General features: G+C 48.3%; 24 protein-coding genes and 1 pseudogene. 20 read left to right on the top strand and 5 right to left on the bottom strand.

Features of this window, described 5'->3' with window-relative positions:
- From J4F31_00485 to J4F31_00465, 5 genes and pseudogenes are all read left to right on the top strand, one after another.
- Positions 1 to 1,962 carry a hypothetical protein gene (locus tag J4F31_00485; GenBank protein MCE2495057.1) on the top strand — a complete coding sequence of 654 codons (1,962 nt, stop codon included), beginning with the start codon at positions 1 to 3 and terminating at the stop codon, positions 1,960 to 1,962.
- Positions 1,959 to 2,195, top strand: coding sequence for a hypothetical protein (locus J4F31_00480; GenBank protein MCE2495056.1), 237 nt, complete (start codon positions 1,959 to 1,961; stop codon positions 2,193 to 2,195). The genes J4F31_00485 and J4F31_00480 overlap by 4 nt, the downstream gene beginning before the upstream one ends.
- A gap of 9 nt (positions 2,196 to 2,204) precedes the next feature.
- A complete protein-coding gene (locus tag J4F31_00475) occupies positions 2,205 to 3,122 on the top strand; it encodes a hypothetical protein (protein MCE2495055.1) in 918 nt (305 codons plus the stop codon).
- Complete coding sequence (locus J4F31_00470) at positions 3,119 to 3,640, top strand: lipocalin family protein (protein ID MCE2495054.1); 522 nt, start codon at positions 3,119 to 3,121, stop codon at positions 3,638 to 3,640. Before J4F31_00475 ends, J4F31_00470 begins: the two co-directional genes overlap by 4 nt.
- Positions 3,640 to 4,992: pseudogene (locus J4F31_00465) on the top strand (NAD-dependent succinate-semialdehyde dehydrogenase). Before J4F31_00470 ends, J4F31_00465 begins: the two are co-directional and overlap by 1 nt.
- Here the strand turns inward: J4F31_00465 and J4F31_00460 are convergent.
- Together J4F31_00460 and J4F31_00455 are read right to left on the bottom strand one after the other, a co-directional pair.
- Positions 4,989 to 5,621 (bottom strand): hypothetical protein, encoded by a 633-nt coding sequence (locus tag J4F31_00460; protein ID MCE2495053.1) that lies wholly within the window; start codon positions 5,619 to 5,621, stop codon positions 4,989 to 4,991. The pseudogene J4F31_00465 and the gene J4F31_00460 sit on opposite strands and share 4 nt — an antisense overlap.
- Positions 5,622 to 5,650: 29 nt before the next feature.
- Positions 5,651 to 6,091, bottom strand: a complete 441-nt coding sequence (locus J4F31_00455) for an MFS transporter (protein ID MCE2495052.1) — start codon at positions 6,089 to 6,091, stop codon at positions 5,651 to 5,653.
- A 164-nt stretch (positions 6,092 to 6,255) separates the two neighbouring features.
- Here J4F31_00455 and J4F31_00450 point away from each other — a divergent pair, with 164 nt between their 5' ends.
- Positions 6,256 to 6,633 carry a hypothetical protein gene (locus tag J4F31_00450; protein MCE2495051.1) on the top strand — a complete coding sequence of 126 codons (378 nt, stop codon included), beginning with the start codon at positions 6,256 to 6,258 and terminating at the stop codon, positions 6,631 to 6,633.
- Here the strand turns inward: J4F31_00450 and J4F31_00445 are convergent.
- Both J4F31_00445 and J4F31_00440 read right to left on the bottom strand, forming a co-directional pair.
- Entirely contained in the window at positions 6,630 to 7,127 is a 498-nt protein-coding gene (locus tag J4F31_00445) for a hypothetical protein (GenBank protein ID MCE2495050.1), read from the bottom strand. The two genes, J4F31_00450 and J4F31_00445, sit on opposite strands and share 4 nt — an antisense overlap.
- Positions 7,072 to 8,115 carry a hypothetical protein gene (locus J4F31_00440; protein MCE2495049.1) on the bottom strand — a complete coding sequence of 348 codons (1,044 nt, stop codon included), beginning with the start codon at positions 8,113 to 8,115 and terminating at the stop codon, positions 7,072 to 7,074. Before J4F31_00440 ends, J4F31_00445 begins: the two co-directional genes overlap by 56 nt.
- Before the next feature lie 43 nt (positions 8,116 to 8,158).
- On the opposite strand from J4F31_00440, the gene J4F31_00435 reads away from it, so the two are divergent.
- Together J4F31_00435 and J4F31_00430 are read left to right on the top strand one after the other, a co-directional pair.
- On the top strand, positions 8,159 to 8,707 hold the full coding sequence (locus tag J4F31_00435; protein ID MCE2495048.1) for a DUF4287 domain-containing protein: 549 nt from the start codon (positions 8,159 to 8,161) through the stop codon (positions 8,705 to 8,707).
- A gap of 9 nt (positions 8,708 to 8,716) precedes the next feature.
- A complete protein-coding gene (locus tag J4F31_00430; protein MCE2495047.1) occupies positions 8,717 to 11,824 on the top strand; it encodes a glycosyl hydrolase in 3,108 nt (1,035 codons plus the stop codon).
- Between the two features lie 99 nt (positions 11,825 to 11,923).
- On the opposite strand, the gene ssb is transcribed toward J4F31_00430, so the two are convergent.
- Positions 11,924 to 12,271, bottom strand: a complete 348-nt coding sequence (gene ssb, locus J4F31_00425) for a single-stranded DNA-binding protein (GenBank protein MCE2495046.1) — start codon at positions 12,269 to 12,271, stop codon at positions 11,924 to 11,926.
- A 173-nt stretch (positions 12,272 to 12,444) separates the two neighbouring features.
- On the opposite strand from ssb, the gene J4F31_00420 reads away from it, so the two are divergent.
- The 12 genes from J4F31_00420 to J4F31_00365 all read left to right on the top strand — a co-directional run bounded on the left by J4F31_00420 (position 12,445) and on the right by J4F31_00365 (position 19,078).
- Positions 12,445 to 12,786 (top strand): hypothetical protein, encoded by a 342-nt coding sequence (locus J4F31_00420; GenBank protein ID MCE2495045.1) that lies wholly within the window; start codon positions 12,445 to 12,447, stop codon positions 12,784 to 12,786.
- A 512-nt stretch (positions 12,787 to 13,298) separates the two neighbouring features.
- Entirely contained in the window at positions 13,299 to 13,733 is a 435-nt protein-coding gene (locus J4F31_00415) for a transposase family protein (protein ID MCE2495044.1), read from the top strand.
- A gap of 268 nt (positions 13,734 to 14,001) precedes the next feature.
- Positions 14,002 to 14,550 carry a c-type cytochrome gene (locus J4F31_00410; GenBank protein ID MCE2495043.1) on the top strand — a complete coding sequence of 183 codons (549 nt, stop codon included), beginning with the start codon at positions 14,002 to 14,004 and terminating at the stop codon, positions 14,548 to 14,550.
- 18 nt (positions 14,551 to 14,568) lie between these two features.
- The gene (locus tag J4F31_00405; GenBank protein MCE2495042.1) at positions 14,569 to 15,135 is read left to right on the top strand and encodes a hypothetical protein; all 567 of its coding nucleotides are present in this window, start codon (positions 14,569 to 14,571) and stop codon (positions 15,133 to 15,135) included.
- Between the two features lie 15 nt (positions 15,136 to 15,150).
- A complete protein-coding gene (locus J4F31_00400; GenBank protein MCE2495041.1) occupies positions 15,151 to 15,732 on the top strand; it encodes an outer membrane beta-barrel protein in 582 nt (193 codons plus the stop codon).
- Complete coding sequence (locus J4F31_00395; GenBank protein ID MCE2495040.1) at positions 15,729 to 16,064, top strand: tRNA-binding protein; 336 nt, start codon at positions 15,729 to 15,731, stop codon at positions 16,062 to 16,064. The genes J4F31_00400 and J4F31_00395 overlap by 4 nt, the downstream gene beginning before the upstream one ends.
- Positions 16,065 to 16,108: 44 nt before the next feature.
- Positions 16,109 to 16,282: a hypothetical protein gene (locus J4F31_00390; GenBank protein ID MCE2495039.1), complete on the top strand. Its 174-nt coding sequence runs from the start codon at positions 16,109 to 16,111 to the stop codon at positions 16,280 to 16,282.
- On the top strand, positions 16,276 to 16,758 hold the full coding sequence (locus J4F31_00385) for a patatin-like phospholipase family protein (GenBank protein MCE2495038.1): 483 nt from the start codon (positions 16,276 to 16,278) through the stop codon (positions 16,756 to 16,758). The genes J4F31_00390 and J4F31_00385 overlap by 7 nt, the downstream gene beginning before the upstream one ends.
- Before the next feature lie 29 nt (positions 16,759 to 16,787).
- Positions 16,788 to 17,354: a patatin-like phospholipase family protein gene (locus J4F31_00380; protein MCE2495037.1), complete on the top strand. Its 567-nt coding sequence runs from the start codon at positions 16,788 to 16,790 to the stop codon at positions 17,352 to 17,354.
- Positions 17,355 to 17,450: 96 nt separating this feature from the next.
- Entirely contained in the window at positions 17,451 to 17,792 is a 342-nt protein-coding gene (locus J4F31_00375; protein MCE2495036.1) for a hypothetical protein, read from the top strand.
- A gap of 36 nt (positions 17,793 to 17,828) precedes the next feature.
- Positions 17,829 to 18,815, top strand: coding sequence for a right-handed parallel beta-helix repeat-containing protein (locus J4F31_00370; GenBank protein ID MCE2495035.1), 987 nt, complete (start codon positions 17,829 to 17,831; stop codon positions 18,813 to 18,815).
- Entirely contained in the window at positions 18,809 to 19,078 is a 270-nt protein-coding gene (locus J4F31_00365) for a hypothetical protein (GenBank protein ID MCE2495034.1), read from the top strand. The genes J4F31_00370 and J4F31_00365 overlap by 7 nt, the downstream gene beginning before the upstream one ends.
- Positions 19,079 to 19,216 lie beyond the last annotated feature (138 nt).

The following is a 19,216-nucleotide window of genomic DNA, read 5'->3' as shown; positions in this document are numbered from 1 at the left end:
TTGAGTATCGCCCTCGCGGGCGGAATGCTACTTTGTGCGCAATCGAAGGATACGTCACTGACGGATCAACTCGAAAACATGAGCGTCCGGAGTATAGGTCCGCCCGGTATGAGCGGTCGTGTTACGACTATTGATGTCGTTCGTAACGACCCGAGTACGATCTATATAGGAACTGCCTCGGGCGGACTCTGGAAATCGACCAGTGGAGGAGTAGACCGGAATCCGATCTTCGACGATCAAGCATCCTTGAGTATTGGGGCAGTAGCGATAGCGCCCTCGAATCAAGAAGTCGTATGGGTAGGAACCGGTGAAGGAAATCCCAGAAATTCACAAAGCTCCGGCCGAGGACTCTTTAAATCCATGGATGGCGGAAAAAACTGGCAATTCATGGGACTGCCCAATGCGAGGAATATCCACCGGATTATTATTGACCCGCGAAATGAAGATGTGGTATATGTCGGTGTGCAGGGCCGGGCATGGGGTGAGTCGAATGAACGCGGGATATATAAAACCATCGACGGAGGCGAGTCATGGGATCGAATCTTATATGTGAATGATTCAACCGGCGTCGCCGACATGGTCATGGACCCAACGAACCCCAATAAACTAGTCGTCGCATTGTGGCAATTCAAGAGATGGCCGTGGTTCTTCAAATCGGGTGGAGCCGGCAGTGGTCTGCACGTGACCTACGACGGCGGAAAAACTTGGGAGGAACGGACCAATGAAAACGGACTACCGAAAGGTGAGCTTGGTCGTATCGGACTGGCGATCGCTCCCGGAAAGCCACAGGTGGTATACGCCTTGGTCGAGGCAGAAACGAACGGCCTGTACAGGAGCAATGACGGGGGGTTTACCCGGAGGCTGGTCAGCGAAAAGAACATCGGAAATAGGCCCTTCTACTATGCCGACCTGTACGTGGATCCCTCCAACGAGAACAGGATTTTCAATTTGTACAGCGTAGTCACGAAATCGGAAGACAGCGGTAAGAACTTTGATGTGATACTCCCTTACCGGGGAGCAGGTGTACATCCCGATCATCCCGCCTGGTACATTCACCCCGACGACCCGAAATTCATGATCAATGGAAATGATGGAGGTATGGCCATTACACGAGATGGTGGTAACTCATGGCGATTCGTTGAAAATCTTCCTTTGGCCCAATATTATCACATCAACGTCGATAAGGATGTTCCATATAACGTATATGGCGGCATGCAGGATAACGGATCGTGGAAAGGGCCTGCCTATGTCTGGAAATCGGGAGGGATCAGAAATGCTTATTGGCAAGAGCTGTATTTCGGTGATGGATTCGATGTTGTGCCTGAACCAACCGATAACCGGTATGTATACGCCATGAGTCAGGAGGGCTACGTGGGTCATGTCGATACTGAGTCAGGAGAAACACGGAGTATCCGCCCGACGGATGACAACTCCATTCAATTGCGATTTCATTGGAATGCGGCAATAGCCGTTGACCCTTTTGAACCATCAACGGTTTATTTCGGGAGTCAATTCGTTCATAAAAGCACTTCGAAAGGTGCGAATTGGGAAGTCATTTCGCCAGATTTAACCTCCAACGACCCCGAAAAACAGAAGTACGGTGAAAGCGGTGGCTTGACCTACGATGTTACGGGAGCTGAGAACCACACTTGCATCTTGGCCATAGAGCCCAGTACTTTGAAGAAGGATTTGATCTGGGTTTCAACCGATGATGGCAGGGTTCATATTACTCAGGATGGAGGAGAATCTTGGAGGTCAGTTGAAAGCAATATTCCCGGACTAAAAGAAGGAGCCTGGATGCCTCAAATAAAAGCGAGTCGCTACGACCCTGGAACCGCCTACTTGGTGGTTAACGATTATCGTCGGAACGATTGGAAGCCGTACCTGTACGTGACCACGAATTATGGGAAGTCCTGGAAGTCCATGGTCGATCTCGAAGTTAATAAGGCGGGTACGTTATGAGTTTTTATCAAGATCCTGTTGAACCGAAGCTTATGTGGTTGGGGTCCGAAAACGGATTGTATTTCAGTTTGAATAGTGGAAAGAAATGGCACCATTGGACACACGACATTCCAAATGTTCAAGTGGCTGACATTACACTGCAGGAGCGGGAAGGGGACTTGGTACTTGGCACCTTTGGACGTGCAGCGTACGTGGTTGATGACATCCGCCCGTTGAGGGCGTTAGCTTCCTAAGGAGAAGAGTTGTTAGAGACCTCGCTACGGGTATTCGACGCACCGACATTCTACCACGCGGAATTTCTTGAGGCAGCAGGCACGCGATTCGCGGCGGATGCGCATTACATGGGACAGAATCGCTATGAATTAGGGCGGATATCTTACATACTTAACGATACTGTTGATAAACCGGATACGGTGACAGTTAGGATCTTTAATGATAATTCCGAGCAGGTTCGCACTCTGTACTGGACGCCCGGGGAATTCGGGTTCAATAGAGACTATTGGTTCGGGGATCGAAAAGGTGTTCGCTCTTTGAGAAGGCCGAAGCCCACGAAACCCAATGAACCGGGTACCTCGCAGGTATTGCCCGGCGATTACGTGCTCGTTGTTGGTTATGACGACTGGACCGATTCGGCGAGAATTACCGTTGAGGCGGACCCTCGATTGAGTTATTCCATGGAAGACTACACGGTACACGCAGAAGTAGTTGATGAATACCTTGATCTGTTCGGTGTGTTGGTTGAGCTCAACGATCGAATGACTGATGTCGAAAAGCTCATTGGGCACTTTGAAGATGAGATCAGCGCGAATAAAGACACTGCACTCAGCGACGAACTGGATAGTTTGAAAACGAGCTTGAATTCAGCGAAGGACAGTTTAAATTTTATGCAACAATGGGTTCAATACGAAGACGATCGCGAAGAATCTGTGGATCCGCCGGAAGATCTCGAAGATATCATGTACGACGCTTGGGGGCTTATTGAAACCACCCAAGGAAGACCGGATGCTGCGGCTTATAAAGCCATACGGAGAGCTGAGAACCACGTTGGAAAAACGCGGGACGATTTCAATGATTGGTTGAATGCCGAATGGAAACCCGTCTTCGAATGGGCGAGTGGAGTGAACTTCAAGCCCGTGGAAGCCGTTGAACCGGTGAAATGAGGAAGACATTAATTGTTTTGACCAGTATGGCATTTGCCCTATTTGGTTGTGGTTCTTCGGAACCATTGGCCACTGTCGACAAGGTCGATGTTAAGCGATATGCCGGGCTTTGGTACGAAATTGCAAGGTTGCCCAATACGTTTCAAAAGAATTGTACATGCACAACGGCGCAGTACGAAGTTAAAGAAGGCTATATCTCCGTCCTGAACGAATGTTGGAACACCACCAAGAATAAAAAAGTGAATGCGAAAGGTAAGGCGTTCCCCGTTGAAGGATCGAACAACGCGTCGCTCAAGGTTCAGTTCTTTTGGCCTTTCAAGGGAGACTACAATGTAATTGCCCTGGATGAGGGGTACCAGTATGCGATGGTCGGTGCTAAAGATCGAAAGTACCTCTGGATATTGAGTCGTAATCCACAACTTTCCGAGTCGATAGTGTCCGAATTAAAGGCAAAAGCCGAGTCTTTGGGATACGACACCAGCAAGCTATTATTTACTGAACACCCGTGCCCGAAGTAATGCCGAAGAGCATTAATCCATATAACCTGACGATACTTGGCACCTATGAGACGCATTCTAAGGAAGAAGTTCAGGACGCGATGGAAAGAGCAAGTAAGGCCTTTGAACGTTACAGGCTATTGTCGTTTGAAGAACGCGCCAAAGCAATGCTTCGATTGGCTGAACTCCTGGAAGAGCGCAGTAGTGGTTTGGCAGAGTTCATGACAAGAGAAATGGGCAAACCCATTTTACAGTCTGTGGCTGAAGTAAATAAATGTGCGTGGGTATGCCGGTATTACGCTGAAAACGTGAAGGAGTTCTTGGGGGACAGAGAAGTCAAGACCGATGCATCGGAGAGTTTTGTGCGCTACGAACCACTCGGCGTGATCTTAGCGGTAATGCCGTGGAACTTTCCTCTTTGGCAGGTATTTCGATTTGCTGGGCCCACCCTGATGGCCGGAAATACGGCCCTATTGAAGCATGCGAGTAATGTCAGCGGTTGCTCATTTGCCATCCAGGAGCTTTTTGAATCGGCCGGGTTTGAACAGGGCGCATTCACGTCATTGATCATTCCGGGCAGTCGTGTTGATGAGGTATTAAGTGCCCCCAGGTGTAAGGGAGTTTCACTAACCGGTTCTGAAGCAGCCGGATCTGCTGTTGCCGCATTAGCTGGAAAGTACCTGAAACCATCGCTGATGGAGTTGGGAGGGAGTAATCCGTTTATCGTATGTGAAGATGCGAATCTAGACGGTGTTATGGATATTGCGGTGAATGCGCGCATTCTGAACAGCGGACAAAGCTGTATTGGCTAATCGATTTCTGATTCACGAAAACAGGATCGAGGAATTTACTGAACGGCTCAAATCGGCTTTCAAGTCACTCAAATCCGGGGACCCAATGTCCGAATCGTGTCAAATAGAACCTTTGGCGAGGGTCGATCTTGCCGAAGAGCTCGAAGACCAAGTGAGGCGCTCTTTGCACGCCGGGGCCAGTTTAGAGTTGGAGGTGGAAGAAGTCAGGCCTACTTGGAGTCCACGATCGTATCTGGAGTAGAAGAAGGAACGAGTTTGTGGAGCGAAGAGACTTTTGGCCCGGTTGCTGCCATTTCTGTATTTAAGGATGAAGAAGAGATGATTCGTAAAGCCAGACACTGCACTTTTGGACTTGGGATTACTCTCTGCACACAAAACATGGCTTGGGCTGGGTCGATCATCCCTAAGTTAGAAGAAGGAGATGTTTTCATCAATGAAATGGTGAAAAGCGATCCCCGACTACCTTTTGGAGGAGTGAAATCATCGGGTTATGGACGGGAACTATCGAAAGAAGGAATACTAGCCTTCGTCAATACCAAAACCGTGTTCATCAACCACTAAAAAAGATCAGTTGGGGTTTTTCTTACGTAGGTCAGTTGCAAAACGGCGGCCAAAACAAACATGAATACAGCTGCTACACCGAACGCAGTTGATAATCGGCCCGAGAGGGCGATAGGCCTTAACACGATTGGGCTAAAGAACTGCCCCGAAAAGAACGATAATGTGAGGATCCCGATGATGCGTCCTCGGTTAAATGGTTTGCTTTCCGAAATGAGCCACATGTTGGTGTTTGGCATAAGTGTTCCGAAAGCTAATCCTGTGATAGCCATGGCGGCGATCAGAAGGGCGTAAGATTCGGTAATTGCCGCCAAACCATACCCGATGCCCCCAAAAGTGAAGATGAAAACATAGATCTGAGCGAAGGTGAGCCGCTGTAGGATCTTGGAATATCGACTGCTTGTAAAGACACCGAAGAGGGTAGTGGTGGCAATGGCAACGCCCGAAAGTGCGTTTCGTTCGACACCCATTTCGCGTAGAAGAAATGGAATTTGTACAGGAACCATGTAAAAGAGCAGCATTCCGATAAAGGCCAATCCAAAGATCATGTATTGCCTGGCCGTTGGTCGATATTTATTGGTCGGGGCTTCGCGTTCGTTCTTATTGGGTTCGGGTAAGGAGGTCAGGGCCAAGGGAATTACGGTTAGCGCGAGTAGATAGATCAGAAACGGATACCCCAATTCAAGTCTGCCAAAAAGCCACTCGTTCCAACGAAAACGAAGCCTCCCATGGCCATGAAAACCCCTTGAAGTCCGAGAAATTTGCTGCGGATGTCGAGATGAAACAAATCTCCGATGAGCGTGTTTGTAACAGTCATGATAATGGCAACTGCCATTCCGAGTATCGCACGCCCGACGATAATACTGTAAAGGTTCGTTAAAAAGAATGCCGAAACGCCACTGAGACCGTAGGCCGTGAAACCAATGATCAGGAACCGTACCCTTCCAAAACGATCGATCAATCGTCCAATGAACGGGCCTGAAACTGCGATGACAAGTGCTGGTAGGGTGAGGACTAGTTTAGTAAGTATGTCGATGTTAGGTAAGTGGGCGTAGGTCTCCGCGATCAAAGGCAGCGACGGAGCCTCGGTAGCACCAGCCATGACTGTTAGTGTACCGGATATCAGTAGTGTTAGCCTTGCGTTTAATGAAATCTCGTACATGCCCTTTCTTTGGGGCATCAAAGGTCGCTAAAACGGGCGAATCTTGCCATTTAGAGAATTAATCTTATCTTAACAGATTCGTAGCACTCAATACCCAATTCTATATGATCCAAACCATCGAAAACCCAGAAACGGTAAAAGAGTTGCTGGAATCGATCGTAACACATCTCGAAAATCGCGGATACGAGAATATCAAGGCCGATCATCCAGATTACGAGACACCGACAAAATTCATTCAGCAAAACGACGAAAGTGAGCTCATTCCGGATGTTACTGCGCGCCGCAACGGCAGCAAGTACTATTTTGAGATCGCTCAAAAAACCGACAAAAAGGATGAATTGGTAAGTAAGTGGAAGTTGTTGGCCACAATGGCTCACATTAAAAACTCTCAATTCAAGGTGTTCGTGCCGCACGGAAGCATGCAATTCACGCGTCGAATCTTAAAGCAGAACAACATCGATGCGGGTGTAGTGAGCATTTAAAACAAAAGCTCAACATCGTCTTTTTGAATTACTGTCGCCTGGTCGAGTCCGAATTTCGCCACGGCAGATTCAAGTAACTCGTCCCGAACGACTATCAGTAAATGCCCGGCCTTTCCGGGCTTTTTCCATTTGTCGATGACCTCTTCGATCTCGGGGCATAATCCTTTATCACGCAGTTCGAGCTTTCCGAGTTCGTCAATTACATTCCAAAGCGCCGGTTCTTTGGCCATGGATAGCAACTCTCTCTTCATGGAATCAAAGGCCGCTGTGTAAAAATGATACCGCCCAACCGATAGGGTGTCGTTGCCGGGTTCAACGGCTTGCATCGCTACGGGTTCTTTACTGCCTTGCGGCAGGATGTGTACCTCGCGTCCACGGTCTAAGTCAGGAGTTAGGAATCCCCGTACATCGGTCCGTAGGGCCAAAACCTCTCCCAGCTTAGTCGTTTTGCCGCTGATAATCGGTCCCGTCAGCAGAATGATGTTCGATATCATAACTCAAGGCGTATTCGAGCCATACGGTAAAAAAAGTACGCAATTTCCTATTGGGAGCCGCTTTGGCGACCTTTCGCGCTTCGGTAAGCAGCGCGCGCAGTATCGGAATGAATTGACGGATACTCGAAAGGGTATCTCTATAGCGCTCCTGCCAATCCGAACTTCTCCTTCGCGCCGAGAGGCGCAGAATAGGAAGTAAAACGGCGAACCACAAAGCCGTGATGAGTAGTGCTCTGGCCAGACTGCTAAACGCGAGGGCCCAGGAGTTTAAGAAATAGCCCTGCGCTGCCACGATCAACAAAGCAGCCAACGCGAACCACACTATTGGACTTATCCGGATTTTACTCTTCTTGTTGCTAGAGGTGGTATCGGTCAAGGTTTGCGGTGGCCGTCGATAGGTGAAATCGTGTTCTACCAAGGCACTGTTTAGCATCCCGATAAGCAAACCTCCAAGGGCGTAAAAACCAAAGAATAGTCCAATGAGCCACGATGATGCGCTTATTTTGGGTAAGAGACCGCTCATTTGCGCGGTGATCTGTGCTCCGAGAACATCGATCGATTGCCATAGCGTATTTCCGAACAGAAGGGTCAGAATGATCACCTTTTGAATCGCAGAAAGTAAAACGGTTAGTACGGTCAAAACCAGGGTTTTTGGGCCGAGCCACCTCTTGCCAAGGAAGAATAGGGCACCCAGTAGGATTTGGATTCCGACCGCGAAATACGCCGTGGGAGGGCTCTGTGGCGATAATACTTCTTTTAGAACGAGTACCAGAGCGCCTGATGTTAGTATGGTCTTAGCCGGTTTAACGGTAAAGCGGGCGATCAACGCCATCCAGAGAATGGCCAATCCTCCTACGAATAATCCCGTAAACGGAAGCCTAAAAGCATGCAAGAATCCACCCAGCCCCGTTTCGGTCAATGCCCAAAACGCCGTCAGTCGATTTACGGCTAATCTTCCGTCGAAATAATTCCTATTTTGCCAATTCACTCGAACTCATTGCCCTATGCCCGCACCCCAAACCCCCGGTGAAATGGAAGCCATCATAATCGAGCAATTGCCCGAAAGGTACGGCAAAACGCTTGAAGATTGGATGGCGATCTGTGCTGCAGCCGGACTCGAAAAGAAGATGGATTTCGTTCGGTTCCTCAAGCAAGAACACGGAGTCAAGCACGGCGAAGCCTTTGTATTGACACAAATCTATTTTAACGATGGTAAATTAGTTTACGGTAATCCCGAGGCCCTTTTACAGGAGCAGTATAAGACCTCGGAAAGCCGTAAGCTCTACGATGATCTTTCCGAAACGATCGTGAATACCATTGATCAGCCCGTGAAACTAGGCGTATGCAAAGGCTACGTCTCGGTGCTGGGAGCCAAACAATTCGCGGTGATCTTGCCGAAACGCGGTTCCATATGGATCGGTTTGGCTTTGGGTGATGAGCCGACGACCGAAGTCCTCAAAACCGCCAAGAACATCGGTGGAATTGATAAGATCAATCGATATGTCGAGATAACCAACATGAAGGACTGGTCGGGCCAAATAGCCGAATACATTGTTCAATCGTACCGCTTCAACTCCTAATCCGACACTATGAAGATCAAATATTTACTCTTAGCATTGATTTGTGCCTGCGGCACGAAGGCCACGTACGCTCAAATTCCTAATCCTCCCGAGCACAATGACTTCCCGGAACTCGAGTGGAGAAATATCGGGCCATTTCGCGGTGGTCGAAGTGCCGCAGTTGTTGGGCATCCCAGTGATCCCAATCGATTCTACTTTGGAAGTACAGGTGGTGGAGTATGGCAGTCCGACGATGCCGGTCAAACCTGGTTCAATATCTCCGACGGATATTTTGGTGGATCCATAGGATCCATTGCGGTATCCGATTGGGACCCCAATGTCATGTATGTCGGAGGTGGAGAGGTGACCGTTCGTGGAAATGTATCGTACGGTTATGGTGTCTATAAATCAACCGATGCCGGTAAGTCTTGGAAGCACGTTGGACTCCCGAATTCATGCCATATTCCTCGAATTCGGATTCACCCCAAAGATCCAAATCTGGTATATGCGGCGGTGTTGGGCGATCTATTCAAGCGTACCCCGGATAGAGGGGTTTATCGTTCCAAAGACGGTGGAGAGACGTGGGAAAAGGTGCTCTTTGCAAACGAAGATGCCGGAGCTGTTGATCTCTACATGGATCCGACTAATCCAAGAGTGCTTTATGCCAGTACCTGGCATGTTCGGAGAACACCGTATTCTTTGATATCGGGCGGACCCGGAAGTGACCTTTGGAAGAGTACCGATGGGGGAGATTCCTGGCAAAAGCTATCGGACAATCCGGGTTTTGCGAATGGTCCGCTGGGCATTATTGGCGTTGCCGCATCTCCTTCGCGTCCTGAGCGCGTGTACGCTATCGTTGAAGCGCCCGAGGGTGGAGTGCTCAGAAGTGATGATGGTGGGAAATCATGGCGGCGCACCAATTCGGACCGTTCGCTTAGACAGCGTGCATGGTATTATTCACGAATTTATACGCATCCGACCGATGCTGACCAAATCTATATCATGAATGTCAGCTATCATCACTCCAAAGATGGAGGAAAGACCTTCAGGTCTTCCTGCGCACCACATGGTGATCATCACGATTTATGGATCAACCCAAATGATCCGAATCGAATGGTCATTGCTGACGATGGAGGAGCACAGGTAACTCTTGATGCCGGGGATAACTGGAGCACGTATCACAATCAGCCCACCGCGCAATTCTACAGAGTGGTAACCGATGAACATTTTCCTTACAGAGTCTACGGAGCTCAGCAGGACAACAGCACAATTCGGATCTTGAGCAGAAAAGATGGTGGGAATATCGGAGAACGAGATTGGGAGGAATCCGCTGGTGGTGAAAGTGCCCATTTGGCCGCGGATCCACGAAATAATGAAGTCGTTTACGGTGGTAGCTATGGGGGCTTTTTAACGAGGTATAACCATGCCAACGATCAAAGTCGCATAATCAATATATGGCCCGACAACCCGCTTGGGGCTGGAGTTGAATCGATGAAGTATCGGTTCCAATGGAATTTTCCGGTGTTCATTTCTCCTCATGACCCCAACGTACTCTACGCTACGTCGAACCATGTTCACAGGTCTACTGACGGCGGCCAATCCTGGGAGGTAATCAGTCCTGATCTCACTCGGAACGACAGCGCTCGAATGGTCAGTTCAGGCGGGCCGATCACTCAGGACAATACCGGAGTAGAATACTATTGTACCATTTTCGCCGCTACGGAATCGGCCCGAGAGCCCGGACTGATTTGGGCGGGTTCTGACGATGGATTGCTTCACGTGAGCAGAGATAATGGAGTGCAATGGGAAAATGTTACCACGAACAAGCTGCCTGAATGGAGCATGATCAATAGCCTTGAAGTAAGTCCTTGGGAAGATGGTGTAGTGTATGTAGCGGTTACGAGGTACAAGCTAGGCGACTACCGGCCTATGCTTTACAAGGTTAGCAACTACGGAAAACAATGGGCTCTCCTTTCGGAAGATTTGCCTAGCGATGATTTTACTCGAGTGATTCGCTGTGCACCGGCAAAGCCCGGATTGCTATTCGCCGGTACTGAAAGAACAGTATGGTGCTCAACGAATGATGGTGGCGATTGGGACTCGCTAAAGCTCAATTTGCCCATTGTGCCCATTACCGATCTAGCAGTTAAAGAGAACGATCTTATTGCGGCCACTCAAGGCAGGAGCTTCTGGATTCTCGACGATATTTCCCCGTTGTATGATGATTGTAAAGGGGTTGAAGCTCCAATGTTGTTGTCTCCGTCTGATGCCTATAGGTTGTCGGGATACGGCGGGGGTAATAAAACCTCGGGCAAGAACAGACCGGGAGGTGTTTTCGTTGATTATTACGTTCCTGAACTTTCGGAGGAGGACACCCTCACTTTAACCTTTGTCGAGGAAGATGGAGAAGTCATCAAGACTTTCAGTTCACACCCGGAAGAAGATCAGGATAAACTCAGTAAAAACTCGGGCTGGCAGAGGTTCATTTGGAATATGAGGTATCCAGATGTCGAGGAATTCGAAGGTATGTGGATGTGGTTTGCGGGAATGGATGGCCCAATGGCACCTCCGGGTAGTTATAAAGTCGTGATGGACTTGAATGGAGAGCGCTTTGAAGAATGTTTTTCACTCTTGTCGGATCCTCGATCTGAGGTCAGTGATGAGGCTTTGGTGGAGCAATTTGCGTTTTGCTGGCAAATCAACAGGAAAGTGAGCGAGGCGCATGTCGCGATCCGGAATATTAGAACACTCAAAGAGCAAATCGCTGCAGTTGAGGCGAGAACAGGAGAGGAGGACTCCTCTATTTCGGTTCGGTTAAATGAGCTCAAAGAAGGTCTTTCCGAAGTGGAAGAAACACTTTATCAGGTAAAACTATCCAGCAATCAGGACATGTTGAATTACCCGATCAAACTGACGAATAAGTTAGGCCACGTTGGAGCGATCACTCAAATCGGGAATTATCCGCCAACGAATCAAGCGAGAGCCGTGGCAAACGAGTTGACTATGGAGGTAGATAAGTTCTTGACGATTTTCTACGATCTCTTCGAAAACGAAGTTGCCGCTCTTAACAAGGCAATTCTCGATGCGCGGCTTCCGGCCTTGCTTATCAGCGAAAGCGATATGTGGGTAATAGAATAAAAGAAGAAAGGGGTCTTCGCAGCTCGGCTCGTCAGTACGGCGCGGTTTAACTTCCGTAAAGCGAAGCCCCCTTTCTCCGTCCTCATGGAACTCTGCTTCTTACCCGGCCTTTTTCTTCGGACCGGTCATGACCAGTTCGTTAATTACGATTTCTGTGGCGTAGCGTTGCTCACCCTCTTCGGTCTCATAGCTTCGGGTCTGGATCTTGCCATCAACGGCGACCTCACTGCCTTTTTTGAGGTACTCTTCGGCAATTTCGGCTGTCCGCCCCCAGGCGATCAAGCGATGCCATTGAGTTTCAGTGACTAGATCCCCGGCTTGATTCCGATAGATCTCATTCGTGGCGACTGAGAATTTGGCCATTTTACGACCGCTTTCCATTTCTTTGATTTCAGGGTCAGCACCTAGATTTCCAATGAGCTGCACCCGGTTTCGAATACTTGACATGCTGTTCTATTTTAGTTCGAAAGGCAAGGTGCAGCAAAGAATCTGTTCTATTCGGTTGAGAAACGTTTATAAACGTTTAATAAACAGCTAATGGGAATATACTCTTATAAGCATCTCAAATTCAGGACATAAGGAGATTTTGTTATCTTCATGCATCGCTAAACCCCGAACCTATGAAACTGCTCAAAAAACTACTTATCGGAATCGTCGTGGTTCTAGTACTCGTGATCATTGGAGGTTATACCTTTCTCAGAACTTCCTTTCCAAGGGTATCAGATGCACCGGACATCACTGTTGAGATCACCTATGAACGCCTTGAACGAGGTGAGTACCTAGCACATCATGTCTCACTGTGTATGGATTGTCATGGAACACGCGACTGGAACTTAATGACCGGTCCGCCCGTGCCCGGATCGGAAGGATTAGGAGGAGAACGATTTGGCCCCGAGACGGGGTTTCCCGGAAACTTCTATTCTAGGAATATCACTCCAGCGGGAGTCGGAAACTGGACCTGAAGGCTTCCCTGTTTTTCATACAATTTAAAAATCAACTAATTTTAAATTATGATGAAAAGATGGATAATTGAACAGTTAGGATGGTTTGAAAATGTGGTGGATTCTCTGATGGGGCTTTCTTTAGTGAAAGTGTCGAAATTCTTTGTCTCCCTGATTAAAGTCATTTCGAATGGGTCATTTTGAAGGCCTCCCTGTTTTTCATACAAAGAGAACCGTCGTTTAAAGCAGATGTATGCTGACCTTAGTTTAGATCACAGGATTTTAAAGGATATCGTCGAAAAAAAAGCCCTAGAGCCCTGTGAGCGCAAAGAGCTTGCTCAAGCTGTTGTCAAGGAAGAAGGTCTGAGTGTAACCAGAGCTTGTGAGATAGTGAGTTTGAGTCGGTCTATGTGGTATTACAAGTCGCGTAAAGATGACACAGAGGTCATTGACAAGCTCATTGAGATGAGCGAGATCAAGCCCAATCGTGGTTTTGACTACTATTATCACCGCATACGCAAACAGGGCTTTATATGGAACAGGAAAAGGGTCTTGAGGATATACAGGTTGCTCGGGCTTACAATGCGCAGGAAGAGTCGCAAAAAATAAAGAGTCCCCTGAGGCAGCCCTCTGGGCCAAGGGAAGTCCGGAGTATGGATTTCATGTCCGACAGTCTGATGAGCGGGCGCAGCTTCAGAGTGTTCAATATCATTGATGACTATAACCGTCAGGCGCTTTGCACTACCCCCGACTTCTCCATGCCGGCCATACGTGTCGTCTCCCATTTGAAACAGGCTATAGAGATCTATGGGAGACCATTGGAAGTACGGGTAGATAACGGTCCTGAGTTCCTGTCGAGAATCTTTGTCCGGTTCTGTGAGATCAAGGGCATTGGGATCAACTATATCCAACCGGGCAATCCGTCACAAAATGGATATGTAGAACGACATATCTGTTCAGGAACCTAGAGGAAGTACGAACACAGTCCCAACTATTCAGGGAAGATTACAATGAGAACCATCCCCAAAATCATTGGGCGGGAAGAGCCCCAAGGAAATTTTAAACGATTTTTTCAAAGGGGCTAGCTCTTTTGAAAAGCATTTTGTTAATTTTAACACTGTGTGAAAAAGGGTAAGTCTTCAGACCGATGGTGAATTATACCGTGCTATTACGGCTCGAGTTAGTCGCGATGGATCCCCGCTTTTTCCCATAATGCCTTGGGAACACTATGGTAAAATGGACCAGGAAGACATTTATTCCATCATCGCCTATGTGAGAAGTCTAGAGGCCATCCCTTCTGAAATACCGGCCTCCAAGGCCGATTTTCCCATGAACCTGATTATGCGTACACTTCCACACGATGGTGAACCAACCAGATTACCTTCTACGACCGATGAGCTTACCTACGGCGAATACATGACCAATGCCGCCGGTTGCTACGATTGTCACACGCCATCTATCAAAGGTCAATTCATCGAAGGAATGGGTTTCGTGGGCGGAATGGAGTTTAATTTACCCGCAGGAATCACTCGTTCATCGAATATTACACCAGATGAAACGGGCATCGGAGACTGGACCGTAGACGAGTTCGTTCAGTGCTTCAAGGCTTTCGATAGGCAAGATTTGGAGCGAATCGACTTTTCGAAGGATTTTCAAACACCCATGCCTTGGTCCATGTATGCCGGTATGAGTGAAGATGATCTACGCGCTATTTTCAAATATCTGAAGAGTTTGGACCCCATCGAAAATGAGGTGCAGCGATACACCGCGATGGCGTCAGAGTAATTCTTTTATCTTAGGGAAATGATCCGCTCGGATTTCCCATATATACCTGTCCCTCGATTGTTTTATCCCTTCGAGGAAGAAGCACCATTCGATAAGTGTTCGCGTTGCCATGCCGAATTACTCGAGTCGAATCGTGAGTATATGATTGAAAAGGCTCTGAAACCCGGAGACACTATTTATGAATACACCATCTGCTTTGATTGCATTGAAAAATCGAGAGGCGGAATAAGTAGTGATTCCATGCAGTACATGGAACGCTTCTTTCTGGAACGTGTGCGCCCCGTTGAGCATCGGGCCAAAATGATCCGGAAATTCGATTTGGATTATCGCTTTTGGCTCGATCATTGCGTTGTAAATGGTACACCGGTCGATCAAATGCACGAGTATCAGATCATGGCTCATTGCCAAGGCCCCTATATGGTCTTTTCAGTATTTCCATACTGTTTGGGAGAACATGCAGCCGACGAACTCGTTTCAAATTTATCGGTAGCGACCTTGAAAGAGCTCGACGAGTTCGGCGACGAGTTGATCGATATTCCTCCAGAATTACGCGAACTTTGGAAGCGAAAACCGGTCTTAATATAATCTAGACCACTGTCTATGAAGAAAATAGCGCTATTATTTCTCTTGTTCCTCCTGGCTTTACCCGGAGTGGCCCAGGTGAAAATCCAGCCGCAGGCTGGCCTCACTCTATCCCGACTCACCACTGATGAAATCATCGACAAGAGTGAGGCACGTGTGGGAACGGACCTTGGGGTGTCTTTCCGATTCGGAAATAGGGCCTATTTCTACCCAGGCGTCTATTGGAAGCGCTGGTCGAGCGATCTTGTCGTTCTCGGCTCCGACACACTTGGTCCAGCGAATTTCACCCTCGACGTTCAATCCATCCAAGTGCCCGCGCGCCTGGGTGTGAACCTCGTTCATGGCGATCTCTTCAAATTGCGCATCAATGGTGGACCTGCTTGGACGCGTGTGGTCAAGTTAGAATCGGACCCCATTGACCCGGAAGCCTGGAACATCGAAGACTTCAATAACAATATTTGGTCGTGGCAAGCGGGAATGGGAATCGATCTGTGGTTCCTTACCCTTGATGTCACCTACGATCAAGGAATCAATACCATGTTTGTTGAAGGTGACGCCGAGAACCGAATGTTGTCACTCGAAATAGGGGTCGTGTTTTGAGCCAGTCGATTGATTGGAACGACTTCGAAAAAGTTGATATCCGTGTCGGTACCATCATAGAGGCCGAACCCTTTCCCGAAGCGCGAAAACCCGCCTACAAGCTTAAAATTGATTTTGGACCGCTGGGCATTAAACGCTCCAGTGCGCAGATCACGGATCGCTATGATATTAAGGCCCTCGCGGGCCGAAAAATAGCTGCAGTGGTCAATTTCGCTCCTAAACAAATTGGTCCTGTCCTGAGTGACGTTCTCGTACTTGGGGCTATTACCGACTCAGGCGTAGCATTGCTTAATGTTGATCACTGGGCAGAAAACGGTACGCGCATAGTATAAGGAATAGAGGTTTTTTCCTATTTTCAAGGAATAATCTCTCCATTATGCCAGATACCTCCATTTCAGCAGATTTCTTTCTGAACCACCCACCAGTTCGAGAGCTCATCGAAAAAGCGCGTGCCATCAAAGCCGATCCGAATCGAATCTATTCCTATGTGGTCGACGATGCCGGATACCAATATGCCGATCTAGTTCAAGAGGGGGGGGAGGGGTGCTAGGAATCGCACTTCTGGGCTACACTCATATCATGGAAGAAGCCGGAATACGGTTTTACGACCTGACCGGGACATCGGCCGATGCTATCAATACGCTCATGATGGCCAGTATTGGAAAACTCGAAGATCCCAAGAGTGTAGTGGCCCTTGAAGCGCTTTCGCAACAAAACCTTTTCGACTTCGTCGACGGAAACCCCAAAATAAAAAAGACCATTCAATATCTGATTGAAGGAAAGGACGGCCGAGCTAAACGACGCCTGATCTTTCAAGGTTTAATGATCCTCGGACTGCTGCGCACGAAACTTGGAATGAACCCAGGAGTAGTTTTCAATAAATGGCTCGAGAAAATTCTCGAAAAGCAGAATATCAGGACCACTAAAGACTTGACCGAGAAAAGGGTAAATCCCGCCGGGTTCCGCGAACGCAATTCAGGCCCATTCAATCTAATCCTCGATGGGTCGTTATCGCCTCCGACGTAACCACTAAGACCAAGGTTCAGTTTCCCGCAATGAGCGGACTCTATGTTCACGACCCAGAACGGGAAAGTCCGGCACGCTGGGTTCGGGCGAGTATGTCGGTACCTTTCTTTTTTGAACCGGTTCGGTTTGCTGAAATCCCACAAGGGGTTGCGGCCGAAGAGCTTTGGTGGGAACATGCGCGCTACAAAGGCCCAATTCCTAAACAAGTCGAAATGGTTGATGGCGGTATGCTGAGCAACTTCCCGATAAATGTATTCCACCGAAAAAACTCAGTTCCGCGCCGACCTACCTTTGGGGTGAGGCTTTCCCAGTACCGTCAGGCTTTCGGGAATACTAAGGAGCTATTTCCGTTCTTAGGAGCTATGGTCAGTACCATGAGGCAAATCCACGACCTCGATTTTTTATTGCGAAACGAAGACTATAGCCACCTGATCTGTAGGCTAGACGTAGATCAAAAGTTTCATTGGCTGAACTTCAACATGAGCGACTCTGAAAAGCGAGAGCTATTCCTAGCAGGGGCTCGTGGGGCTATTGCCTTCTTGGAGCAATTTAATTGGGATGCGTATAAAGAAGTTCGCAGGTCTTTGATCACCTAAGCACGTTATTAAGTCACTATCGGACTTATTTATTCATTGTACTCCCATACTGGCCCTTGGCTCTTTTTGTGTCCCTAGGAGGTTTCAAATTGCAGTATGGAACAATTGAATTGTAAAAACTGTAACGAGCCCTTATCGGGCCGTGTGGACAAAAGGTTTTGTGATGATCATTGCCGAAATGCTTACCACAATGATTCACGGCGTGCGCGCAGTGCCCAGAAAAGAACCGTTCAGGTACACCTGAGCCGAAATTACCGAATTCTCTCGGCACTGCGCGCACGCGGTGTTCGCGAGGTGCACGAGGAGTACTTGCGCGGTCAAGGCTTCGACGACCGGTTTTGTACCGAACGTTCTCAAGAAAACACAACCATCGTGTTCGACCTTATGCTAGAGCGTCGCGATAATTTTAGTTTTCGACTGTTGGGCAGGCAGAACTAGGAAAGAATATTTTAATTTGTACCCAACCCTATCTCTATGCGTAAACTACTGTGGTTGATCCTGTCAGTAGCCACTCTTTATTCCTGTACCGACTCATACGACCCTAGCCGCCAATTCACAGGGGATGCGGAAAGTCTCGAATTGGAGTTCTTGATGGCGAAGGATAGTGCGGTGATCGAAATCCCCGCCGGACACTTTCACTTCGATCGCTCCTTAATTCTCGACGGGGTCGATCACGTAACGGTGAGAGGGGCTGGGATAGATCAATCAGTACTGAGTTTCGCAGAACAATCGGAAGGGGCTGAGGGACTTAAGATCGTTAATGGAACCAACATCACCCTCGAGGATTTTACCATTGAAGATGCGGCTGGAGACAATATCAAAGTCATGGATACAGATCAAACCACCTTTCGTCGAGTAAAGGTGGCCTGGACAGGCGCCATCGACGAAAATAACGGCGCATATGGTTTTTATCCGGTCCAGTGCAAGCACGTTCTTATTGAGGAGTGCGAAGCGATGGGTGCCAGTGATGCCGGTATGTATGTAGGGCAGTCCGATTCGGTGATCATTCGCTACAATATCGCGTACCAAAACGTGGCCGGAATCGAGTCAGAGAACTCCCGCTGGGTTAAGATCCACAATAATAAAGCCTACGACAACACGGGCGGAATTCTGATCTTTGATCTGCCTGGACTCACTCAATACGGTAAAGACATCGAAGCATGGGACAACGAAGTCATTAACAACAACCGCAAAAACTTTGCGCCGAAAAGAAATATCGTCGCGGCGGTTCCTCCTGGAACCGGATTTATGTTCTTGGCAACGGAAGATGTTCACGTGCATGATAATACGATCACGGGGAACAAAACCGTCGGTGCGGCGATCATCAGCTATGCGTTGGTTAGTGAGCTTACAGGTGATAACGACAATGAGGATTCAAATGCTGGAAGCGCACAGATGATCAATCGCAAATACGAAGAAGATTCGCGCTACAACCCTTATCCACGGGGGTTCGAATGGTGAATAACGAACTTCGAAACGACCATTTGTTCCCCGCACTCAGTCACGATTTTGGGCGGCTGTTCTTATGGAAATTCGGAGTTGAAACACCCGATATCGTGTACGACGGGGTCCTACCTCCGGGAATTAATGATCGGCAGGCTTTGCAAAATTCCGAATACCGCATTTGCCTCGAAGAAAACATCGAAACCCGATTCGCGGATATGGATGCCGGTAATGGGTTCGAATCGATAAGCCACGATAAATCAGCCTTTGCCTGTCCGTGAATAAGTGGGCCGCCATATCGATCGTATTGTTTCTTTTGGCCTGTGGCCGGAAGGGGGACCCAGATTCCTATGTATAAACCAAGCGAAATCCGATATTTTTTTTCAAATCCCTGCGGGGCTTTTTTCCGATGAAAGAAA

Source organism: Flavobacteriales bacterium, from assembly GCA_021296215.1.
Lineage (GTDB): Bacteria > Bacteroidota > Bacteroidia > Flavobacteriales > ECT2AJA-044 > ECT2AJA-044.
Note: the sequence above shows the minus strand (reverse complement) of the source record. Positions and strands in the feature narration are given on the sequence as shown.